The following is an 8,846-nucleotide window of genomic DNA, read 5'->3' as shown; positions in this document are numbered from 1 at the left end:
GTGACCTGGTTCAACCTGGTCAGCACGGACCGGAGGTCCTGCTGTGATGTCCTGTGGGTCAGTGCCCGGATCTTCGCCTTCAGCGACCGGATCGGCCGTTGAGCGATGAACGTGTAGACATGCCACTTGTTCGATCCTCGCTTGCGGCGCCACCGGATGTGGAACCCCAGGAAGTCGAACCCGTCGCTCATGTGCACCACCGTGGTCTTGGCCGGTGACAGCCGCAGACCGAGCGGCGCGAGCACGTTCGCGACGTCCTCGCGCAGCGCCTGCACGTGGTCCTCGGTGCCGTGCACGAGGACCACGAAGTCGTCGGCGTAGCGGACCAGCCGCCACGTCGGCAACCCCTTGCCGCGCCGGTAGTTGCGGCGTGCGCTGGTGGACATCGTCCCGCCCGGCTTCCACGGCGCCATCAGATGCTCATCGAGCACCGACAGTGCGATGTTGGCCAGCAGCGGCGACAGGATGCCGCCCTGCGGCGTGCCGGTGTGCGTGTCCTGCCGCTCACCGAGTTCGGTGAGGATCCCGGCCTTGAGGAACGCTTTCACCAGCGCGAGCACGCGTTTGTCCTTGATCCTTGCCCGGACGCGGTCCATCAACGCCGTGTGGTCGATGGAGTCGAAGCACGCTTCGATGTCCGCGTCGAGCACCCATCGGTACCCGTTGGTGCCGTAGAGGTGGATGTCGGCAATCGCGTCCTGCGCCCGCCGCTTGGGCCGGAACCCGTAGGAGACCGGCTGGAAGTCGGCCTCGAAGATCGGCTCCAGCACCAGCTTCAACGCCGCCTGCACGACCCGGTCCGCCACCGTCGGGATGCCGAGGCGACGGACCTTGCCCGACCCGCCCGGCTTCGGGATCTTGCGTTCCCGCACCGGCAGCGGCCGGAACGTGCCCGCCTTCAGGTGGGCACGCAGGTCGTCCAGGAATCCCGGGACCCCGAAGGTCTCCTCGACCTGCGCGACGGTGAGGCCGTCGACGCCGGGGGAGCGGGCTCCCAGGTTGCCCGCGACCCGGTCGAACGCCAGCCGCAGCGTCGCCGAATCGTGCACGAGGTTGAACAGGTCATCGAACCGGCGGCCAGGAGCGGCCGCCGCCCATCGGTGAAGTTCGGCCTGCATCTTCGCTACCCACCCGTGCGGGCCAACTGCCCGTTCGGGTGGAGCGTCGCCGTTCGGTGGCGCGTCTTGCGGCATTACAACCTCCAATACTTCGCGTAACCGCTGCCGCCCTTCCCCATGTGCCGGGCTTTCCCCGGCGCCGAGTACTACGGCGGCTCCGCCCCACCCGGCCCGTTCAGCGGTCGATGCGCCTATCCCGACCGGTCGGCTGGCCGCCGACCGCGTCGGGAACCGCGACCGGGTGGTTCCCGTGTTCACTGCTGCTCGTTCGTCGAAGGAGGAGCCCGACTTTGTCCCTGCGGCATCGCCATGGGTACGCCGCAGACCTTCCCCATGGCCTCCCGGACCGGCGATCCTGTCCAACCCGGAAGCTCCCCACCACTACGCACGGCGGGAAAGCACCGCCCCCGGCCCTGATCCACCAGGTTCGAGCCGGCAACCTATTGAGGGACGTAATGACGCCGGTTCCTCGCGTACTCCTCTTCGTCTCGCTCGCCGGACCCGCACCATCTGGCAGTGCTGACACGTCCCGGCTTTGTCAGGGCTGCTCCCACCCTCCCCGGCATCACCCGGGTCGGGCTGCCCTCAGCTACTTCAACCTGCTGCGACAGGCCGACGGTGGCGGTCTTGCACCTCCACTCGAACAACAGCGCCTCACGGCGCACCGGATCAGAAGGTTAGGGGTTCGAGTCCCTTCGGGCGCGCAAGATCAAGAGGCGGTCTACCTGCGGAAACGTTGGTAGGCCGCCTCTGTTTTTTCGTCCATTGTGGACCTGTAGTGTTCCAAACGTGATCCGCTGCTTTGGAGCGGTCCAGGTCGCCGCGTGTCGAACCGTGCTGGCCTGTCTGGATCTTGAAGAATTCCCTACCGCGACCGGCGGGTCCGGGCGTGCGCCAAAGCCGCGGGGTGGTCAGGTCCTGCCGAACGCCTGGCGTCCCCGGCTGCATGGAGACGGCGCGGCGGACCGGCTAGCGACCGGTCAGGGCGTCCAGTCGCTGTCGCCATGACCGGCGGATGCGGTCAAGGTCGGTGAGATTTTGTTCGCGGACGTGGCCCGAGGGCAGGTCATGGTGGATGCGGATCTCCCGGGACAGCACGATGGCGAGGTTGATCGTGAACGGCACCTGCGCAGCACCGCCGCGACCCGGGCCCGGCAGCGGGGCAGCGCCTCCAGCGACGCCTCGTCGACCGCCGCGGTGCCCTCAGCGTCGCGGACGGCCAGCGCCAGGCGAAGCAGATCACGCATCAGGCGCAGCGGCCCCTGCGGATGGTTGGCCCGATAGTCCTGCAGGGCGCTCGGCCCGGACCGGGTCATCCGCGGCCGCCCCCGCGGCCGCAGCCGCCAGCGCCGGTGTCCCAGCCACCACGGCGGCAGTGTAGCGCTCCAGCAAGATCGCCGGTAGATGCGGCGCCAGCCAGTCCGGCTCGTGCTGCCGGTACTGCCCACGCAGCCAGTCCGCCAAGCGGCCCGCATCCTCGGCCGAGGCCATGGCGGGCAGGCGCGACAACAACGCCCGCGCCGCCTCCGGGTCGGCGGCGCCGACCAGTGCCGTGAGCACCACCGCCTGCTCGAACGCCACCTGCGGGAGCCGGTCCAGTTCGGCCCGCGCCGTCGCGGCACTCCACCGCGCGCGCTCGACCGCGAACACCTCCGCCACCACCGTGCCGGCGTGCACCGGGCCGGTCGCCGCAGTATGCGCGGCCCACGCCGCGCCGGCGTGCAGCAATGCCACCGACGGCGGCGGCCGCACCGGCGTCCACACCGCGTCCGGCACGACCGCGTCCTCCGCGGTGAAGTACCGCAACGCCCGCGCGAACATCTACTGCTGCGACCGGCCGTCCGCCGAGACCAAGGGCGGCACGGTCACCTGCGCCCGGAACGGCAACGCCGCCACGACGTCAGCCGGCAGCTCATCTCGCGGCCGCGACCACCACACCTCGTCGACCCGCCCGGCCACGACCACCCGCACCCCGGGTGCGCCGGCCCGCGCCCACGCCATCAAGGCTGCGGCGACGTCCGACCGCGTCTCGGCGTCATCCAGCACCAGCACCGTCGCTCCACCGAGGCCGGCGGCCGCCTCCACCGCCGCCACACCACGCCTCGGCCGCGCCCAACCCCACACCGCCGCACCGTCCCTGGCCGCCTCTACCAGTAGCCGGGTTTTGCCTGAACCGGCCGCACCGTCGACGTACAGGACTGCCTCGACCACGTCGCCGTGGCCCTGAACCCACCGCGTCACCCGCGACAGGACCGGCTTGTGCGACACGCTGTACGGCACCAACGCCAGGCCCGGCCACAGCAACCCGACCAGGCCCTCGCCGTCCGGCGAGTCGCCGGCCCCGTCGGGGCCCGGCGTCGCTGCGGCCTGCCACGCCGCCTCACGCGCCGCTGCCTCGGCTCGACGCTGCAGCAGCACGCCGCCGTACAGGCCGGCCGCCCCGGACAGCGCACCGAGGCCGGCCGCCGTGTACCACGCCACGAAGTTCGCCAGCGCCGCGGTCACACCGGCCGCCACCAACAGACCCGCGCCGACCACCGCCACAGCCCGTCGCCGCAGCTGTCCCGCGCCTCGCCCAGCAGCCACTCGACCCTCCCCGCCCGACACCACTCACCCAACGCTCCCGCCAGCGATCCCGGACAGGCATCCAGCAAACGGGCAAACCCCGCGCAAAATGGCTCGGACCCGGGCTGGGTCTGGACGGGCAGGAGCGCACGGCGCTCAGATCAGATTCACTGAGAAGGATCGAGGAAGGCCCAGTTCCAGTGAGAACGAATCAAGTTCAGTGAGAACTGACATCCACCATCGCCCGGCATCTGCCCTGGTCACGACGTCATGACGCGGATCACCAAGTTACACCGGCGTGATTCTTCGTGGCCGTTTGAGTGCCGGCGCGCGGTGGCCGGACGCCGCCTATTCGCAGCGCTCGTCGGTTATGTCGAGGCCGGTGCATCCTCGACGATGGCGTTGAGGTCGGCGGCGATGCGGCCTGCGTTGGTCTGCAGGTAGGCGGACAGGGTGAGCTGTCATACGCCCCTAACTGCTCATGGAGAAGAACCCGACGCCTTGCAGGGCGGTCGTCTGGTTCCCGGCGACGGCGACGATGCACGCGCTGTCGTCGACCTGGTCCCGGCCGCATTCGGCGACGAACTGGCGGAGCTCGGCGAGGGTCATCCCTTCCCAGGCGGCGGCGTCGCGGATGGTGGCGCGGCGGATGGTGGCGGTCTGCGGCATGGTGGTTCCCTGCTGCCGGTGACGGTGGGGTCCACGATGGCCGATGGGTAGCCGGACCGTCATGGGCTGGTGGCGTGACCCCGCACGTGGTCGCCGATTCGGGCCGTAACCGGTCCGGCAACAGACCGATATCGAAATGTCCGAGTTGGGCGGCATTGCTGCGTATCGCTACGTGAGGCCCCGGAAGACCTGGTACGGACGGACGACCCCGTCAGTCGGAACCCCTCTCCGATGTGTTGCCGTCTCACCCGAACTCACACCAGTGTGGGCGCCGCACCCGTCACGCACCACGCGTCCGCAGAGCCCGCCGCCGTCCATCGTGACGGGTCGACGGCCGCAGGGACGCGGACCAGCGGGCGGCGCCCGATCTGTCGAGGCGCCGCCCGCCAAGACTCTCCAGGAAGGCGGCGAAGCCGTGCGCGCAACCACGCCCGACAAGCCGACGACGATCGCCGGTGCCCGGACATTCGAAGACCCGGAGCGCACCGTCATCGTCAAAGCCTTCCCCCGGCAGCGCAGCAAGCCCGCCAGGCCGGCAGCCAGGATCGTCGCCCTCGTGCCCGCCTACAACGAAGCCGCCACGATCGGCGCCACCATCGAAGCCCTCCGCCGCCAATGGGCGCCGCGCATCGACCGCATCGTCGTCGTGCCGAACAACTGCACCGACAACACTGCCGCAGTCGCCGCCGCAGCCGGCGTAGAAGTCCGCGAATACCCTGGACATAACCCGCACAAGAAGGCCGGCGCACTCAACTGGGCCATCCGCAACCTGCTGCCCGACCTCGCCGACGACGACTTCCTCCTCGTCACCGACGCCGACAGCATCCTGCACCCAGACTTCACCCAGCACGCGATCAGGGCGCTGACGAAACCACGGAGGGGGCATCGCTGGCGACGGCCGATCGGGGCCGCATGCGCGAGCTTCCACACATCCCGCGACGGCCGGAGCCTCCTCGACCGCCTTCAACGCAACGAGTACGCGCGGTTCGCCCGCCAGGTGGCCCGACGCATGGACAAGGCACTCGTCCTGTCCGGGGTCGCCACGCTGTTCCAGGTCAGGCTGATCCGGGACGTGCTGATCGCCCGCGGTGAAGGCCGCCTCCCTGGCTATCCGGCCGAGCTGTATCACCGCGACACCGCGACCGAGGACATCGAGCTCACCTTCGCGGTGCAGGCGCTCGGCTATCGGCCGGTGGCGCCGGCGAAGGCGACCGCGACGACCGACTCGATGCCGACGTGGAAGGCGCTGAAGGATCAGCGGCTGCGCTGGCAGCGAGGCATGCTCGACTCGTTGCGCCTGTACGGCGTCAACCGGCGAACGTCCGGGAACTGGCTCCGGCAGGCCGGTATCTACTTCGGGTCGCTCCTCGGCCCGGCGTACGTGGCATTCCTGGCGGTCTTCGCCGCGGCAACGGGTGGTTTGCCGTTCGACCCGCGATGGCTTCCGCTGACGCTGCTGTTTGTTCTTGAACGGGTGTGGACGGTCCGGCAGGGCCGGCCCGGAGACGTCCTGCTCGCAGCACTGCTGCTGCCGGAGTGGGTGTATGAGCAGTGGCGGTCGGGTGTGTACTGGCTGGCCGCGTGGAAGACGGTGCGCGGCGCAAACCGTGAATGGATTAACGCCTGAAGGAGATGGACATGTACGAGAGCTCTGTGGTGGGCGGTGCCGGCGCTGGTGTCGCGGTACTGCCGGTGACGGGGTTGTCGATCGGCTGGCAGCTGGTTTTGGCGGCGACGCTGATCGTTGGCGGTCTGGCGCTGCTGCGCCTGGCGCCTCGCGTTCGACGCCGTCGCGGCTGAAGCATTTGCAGGGGGTTACGGGGTCTGCGCCGGTGTGGCGCAGACCCCGCTGTGTCGTGTCGGGCCTGTGGCGGCCCGGCGACCTGGGATGATCGGCGCCGAGTTCCTGACGGCTGGAGGCTGCATGTCTGCGATCAACCCCGGCTCAGACCCGGTCGAGGGCGCCACGGAGGGTGAGGCTGCCGCGAACATCGTGGTGTTCACCGCGGCGGTCGCCGAGCGCTCGGCCGGCCCGGTGCCGGAGCCGGTGCGTGTCCCAAAGGCGGACGCGGACGGCCGATACGGGTGGCGCTTCGGGGACGTACTGGTGCTCATGCCGGGCCTCCGCTGGTCGCGGTCCGGGACGATGCGCGGCCGTCGGCGCCGTGTGTGAAGGTCGGGCCGAGCTGGTGGTGGCGGGACGCGGCCGGCCAGGTGGCGGTGTGATCGCGGAGGGCTGCGGCTAGCCCTCGTCCTGCGGTCCGAACTGCTCCGTCACAAACAGCTCTGCGGGAAGATCGGAGAGCGCCCGGACGCGGATCGGGTGGCCCTCAATCGACCGGATTCGCATTTTGAGCTCGAACATGTGCGTCATCTGCTGCAGGATCGCGAGCGGGTCGACATCATGGACGAGGAGCTCCGTCACTTCGATCTCGGAACCGTCACCGAGCTTGACCTTGTCCCACACGTCGCGGGGCGCGGCGACCACCTGCAGGTGATAGCCCATTTCGCCACCGCCGATACTGAACCCGAGGATCTGCCACTGCTCGCGGTCGAGACCGACCGTCTGTTCGAGGCCCTCCCACGGAACAGTGCGGCGCTCGTCGAGTTGCGCCGTGCCTTTCCAGTCGGGATAGGTCACGCCCGCCTCACCCCAGATGTCGTCGTCCACGCTCACTTCGTTCTCCCAATCGCTGGTCAGGCTGCGTCGCGCCGTCGGTTTGCGGTCAGATGTGCCGCAGCGCGCTGGGCGGCTTCGAGATGCCGGTTCAATGTTGTGACTGGGTCCGGTTCTGCCTCGTCGAGGGCCTCGAGCCCGGCGACGATTAGGTCCCGCATCACCGCCGAGATCGACGTGCCGCGGGCTTCGGCGAACGCCTTGATCGACGATCATAACGATGTGCGGTCAGGTCAAGGGCCCGGCTAGGGGATCTGCCGCTTAAACTTGGCGAACTCCTCACGGGACAGCAACTTCTGCTCATACATCTGATTCAGCTTCATGAGCTGCGCCACCGACGATTCCGGGACGAACCACTGCGGCCATCTGCGCACGTACGCGATCGCCAGCTTCACCGCCTGGCGCAACTCCTCAAACTTCGCCTCCTGCGGCTTGCCCTTGAACAGCACGCTGTGCTCGTCACTCGCCGCTTCCGCTTTCGTCTGCCACCTGGCGCTCGAGCGGGTGCTGCCCTGGCGGGCTGTCTCGAACTGGATGAACCCTTCTTCTAGCCAGAAGCCCGCCGACATCCAGTGGACATCGGCGAGCGCGTCGACGGTGAACTGCTGCTCGCCGTTGCCGATCGTCGGGTGGGTACGAAATCCCTTGCGCGTGATCGTGATCGTGAAACCGTCGAACTGCACGCGACCGTTGTGGCCCTCGACGGAGATCGGCTGCGTGGAAGGAGTCATCCCAGCAGTATGTCGATCACGCCATCGGAACGACATCACTCGATCAGGCAAGCGAAACGTCGGCGGGCATGAGGCCCTCGCGGCGCTGCGGATCGCCGAGCTCCACGCCGCCGGCATGCTCGGCTCCGACGACATGGTCACCGTGCGGGACCCGTTCGACCCAGACCGCGTGATGATCGAACTGCGGGAGGACTGCGATGGGTGAGACGCCTGGGCGCGACCTGCCCGTCCGCCGGGTCGACCTCGCGGGGCAGGGCGGCTACCGGTGGCAGGTGTGGGTGTACGGCGACGGGACCGCCAGGCTGGTAAGGCGCCGGCCGGACCGGACGATCGTCGGTGCGATCAGTCGGCGGCCCGGAGCGGACCTGCGGGCCGAGATCGTCCAGCTCGGCATCCCCGACGTGCTGTGGACGGACTGAACCGGGCACTCCGCGACAGCGCGCGGTCAGCTTCGGGCGGCGTGGGGCGGCGATGTCTTGCCGTGGCGGCAGCGCTAGACCTTGCGGCGGAAGGCGTAGATGCAGACCAATTGTCCGATCGTACGTGCCGGGGTGATGGCCATGCCGGCGAGCTCCCAGCCTTCAGCGACGATCTGGCTTAGCAGTTTAGAGGCGCCGTCGTCGGCGGCTGCCGGGTACCTATATCCCGACTGCATCATGATGTCGGTTTCGCACAACAACCTGCACTGGAACACCATGAGGCCGGCGTTGGCGGCGTTGCGTGCTGCGGTGACGACCGCGTTCTCGCTGGGCATCCGGGGTCTCCGATAACTGTTGGGCGTGTTGAACGCGCAGCGCGGGCAACGGCCCGATTGGATCGACATCTTGAGTGGAATGCCATCGGCAAACGGTCGGTACTCAAGCCGGTGTGGTCGATCTGGCGCAACGAACGCTGGCCGGGGCGGCGGATGTCGTGCTGCGGAGAGCGATGCCGCCGCTACTGAACGGAGGCCTCCAGATGCGTGGAAAGGTCGAGTTCGCGAAGGAGTTCTACAAGTCCTAACAGAATGATCTAGGGACTTCCGTCCTTTGTGGACGGTGATCTATAGTGTCGAACGTGCGGAAGGGCTAGCAGCCACCATGGATG

At 68.7% G+C, this 8,846-nt stretch carries 13 protein-coding genes; 5 read left to right on the top strand and 8 right to left on the bottom strand.

Going from position 1 to position 8,846, the window contains the following annotated elements; genetic code table 11:
* The 5 genes from ltrA to AB0B76_RS58200 all read right to left on the bottom strand — a co-directional run.
* Window positions 1-1,376, bottom strand: a 1,376-nt coding sequence (ltrA, locus tag AB0B76_RS58220) for a group II intron reverse transcriptase/maturase (RefSeq protein ID WP_360394860.1), incomplete at its 3' end; no start/stop codon positions are given.
* 711 nt (window positions 1,377-2,087) lie between these two features.
* A complete protein-coding gene (locus AB0B76_RS58215) occupies window positions 2,088-2,243 on the bottom strand; it encodes a hypothetical protein (RefSeq protein WP_360394858.1) in 156 nt (51 codons plus the stop codon).
* A 114-nt stretch (window positions 2,244-2,357) separates the two neighbouring features.
* Window positions 2,358-2,894 (bottom strand): hypothetical protein, encoded by a 537-nt coding sequence (locus tag AB0B76_RS58210; protein ID WP_360394855.1) that lies wholly within the window; start codon window positions 2,892-2,894, stop codon window positions 2,358-2,360.
* A 45-nt stretch (window positions 2,895-2,939) separates the two neighbouring features.
* The gene (locus AB0B76_RS58205) at window positions 2,940-3,635 is read right to left on the bottom strand and encodes a hypothetical protein (protein ID WP_360394852.1); all 696 of its coding nucleotides are present in this window, start codon (window positions 3,633-3,635) and stop codon (window positions 2,940-2,942) included.
* Between the two features lie 519 nt (window positions 3,636-4,154).
* Window positions 4,155-4,352 (bottom strand): hypothetical protein, encoded by a 198-nt coding sequence (locus AB0B76_RS58200; protein ID WP_360394849.1) that lies wholly within the window; start codon window positions 4,350-4,352, stop codon window positions 4,155-4,157.
* Window positions 4,353-4,767: 415 nt separating this feature from the next.
* Between AB0B76_RS58200 and AB0B76_RS58195 the strand changes: the two genes are divergently transcribed.
* From AB0B76_RS58195 to AB0B76_RS58185, 3 genes are all read left to right on the top strand, one after another.
* A complete protein-coding gene (locus AB0B76_RS58195; protein WP_360394847.1) occupies window positions 4,768-5,979 on the top strand; it encodes a glycosyltransferase family 2 protein in 1,212 nt (403 codons plus the stop codon).
* Window positions 5,980-5,990: 11 nt separating this feature from the next.
* Window positions 5,991-6,152, top strand: a complete 162-nt coding sequence (locus tag AB0B76_RS58190; RefSeq protein WP_360394844.1) for a hypothetical protein — start codon at window positions 5,991-5,993, stop codon at window positions 6,150-6,152.
* A gap of 124 nt (window positions 6,153-6,276) precedes the next feature.
* On the top strand, window positions 6,277-6,525 hold the full coding sequence (locus tag AB0B76_RS58185; protein ID WP_360394841.1) for a hypothetical protein: 249 nt from the start codon (window positions 6,277-6,279) through the stop codon (window positions 6,523-6,525).
* 69 nt (window positions 6,526-6,594) lie between these two features.
* Here AB0B76_RS58185 and AB0B76_RS58180 read toward each other — a convergent pair whose 3' ends face one another.
* Together AB0B76_RS58180 and AB0B76_RS58175 are read right to left on the bottom strand one after the other, a co-directional pair.
* The gene (locus AB0B76_RS58180; RefSeq protein ID WP_360394838.1) at window positions 6,595-7,023 is read right to left on the bottom strand and encodes a hypothetical protein; all 429 of its coding nucleotides are present in this window, start codon (window positions 7,021-7,023) and stop codon (window positions 6,595-6,597) included.
* A 251-nt stretch (window positions 7,024-7,274) separates the two neighbouring features.
* Window positions 7,275-7,760: a DUF4429 domain-containing protein gene (locus tag AB0B76_RS58175; protein WP_360394836.1), complete on the bottom strand. Its 486-nt coding sequence runs from the start codon at window positions 7,758-7,760 to the stop codon at window positions 7,275-7,277.
* Between AB0B76_RS58175 and AB0B76_RS58170 the strand changes: the two genes are divergently transcribed.
* Both AB0B76_RS58170 and AB0B76_RS58165 read left to right on the top strand, forming a co-directional pair.
* Window positions 7,747-7,965 (top strand): hypothetical protein, encoded by a 219-nt coding sequence (locus AB0B76_RS58170; protein WP_360394833.1) that lies wholly within the window; start codon window positions 7,747-7,749, stop codon window positions 7,963-7,965. The genes AB0B76_RS58175 and AB0B76_RS58170 overlap by 14 nt on opposite strands.
* On the top strand, window positions 7,958-8,179 hold the full coding sequence (locus tag AB0B76_RS58165) for a hypothetical protein (RefSeq protein ID WP_360394831.1): 222 nt from the start codon (window positions 7,958-7,960) through the stop codon (window positions 8,177-8,179). The genes AB0B76_RS58170 and AB0B76_RS58165 overlap by 8 nt, the downstream gene beginning before the upstream one ends.
* Window positions 8,180-8,253: 74 nt before the next feature.
* Here AB0B76_RS58165 and AB0B76_RS58160 read toward each other — a convergent pair whose 3' ends face one another.
* Window positions 8,254-8,514: a hypothetical protein gene (locus AB0B76_RS58160; RefSeq protein WP_360394828.1), complete on the bottom strand. Its 261-nt coding sequence runs from the start codon at window positions 8,512-8,514 to the stop codon at window positions 8,254-8,256.
* Window positions 8,515-8,846 lie beyond the last annotated feature (332 nt).

It is taken from the genome of Dactylosporangium sp. NPDC049140, from assembly GCF_040648435.1.
This window is presented reverse-complemented; position numbering and strand designations above follow the sequence as displayed.

Coding starts and splice junctions, on each gene's coding strand:
- AB0B76_RS58190 (WP_360394844.1), top strand. CDS start 5,991: ATGTACGAGAGCTCTGTGGTGGGCGGTGCCGGCGCTGGTGTCGCGGTA.
- AB0B76_RS58200 (WP_360394849.1), bottom strand. CDS start 4,352: ATGCCGCAGACCGCCACCATCCGCCGCGCCACCATCCGCGACGCCGCC.
- AB0B76_RS58160 (WP_360394828.1), bottom strand. CDS start 8,514: ATGCCCAGCGAGAACGCGGTCGTCACCGCAGCACGCAACGCCGCCAAC.
- AB0B76_RS58185 (WP_360394841.1), top strand. CDS start 6,277: ATGTCTGCGATCAACCCCGGCTCAGACCCGGTCGAGGGCGCCACGGAG.
- AB0B76_RS58175 (WP_360394836.1), bottom strand. CDS start 7,760: ATGACTCCTTCCACGCAGCCGATCTCCGTCGAGGGCCACAACGGTCGC.
- AB0B76_RS58165 (WP_360394831.1), top strand. CDS start 7,958: ATGGGTGAGACGCCTGGGCGCGACCTGCCCGTCCGCCGGGTCGACCTC.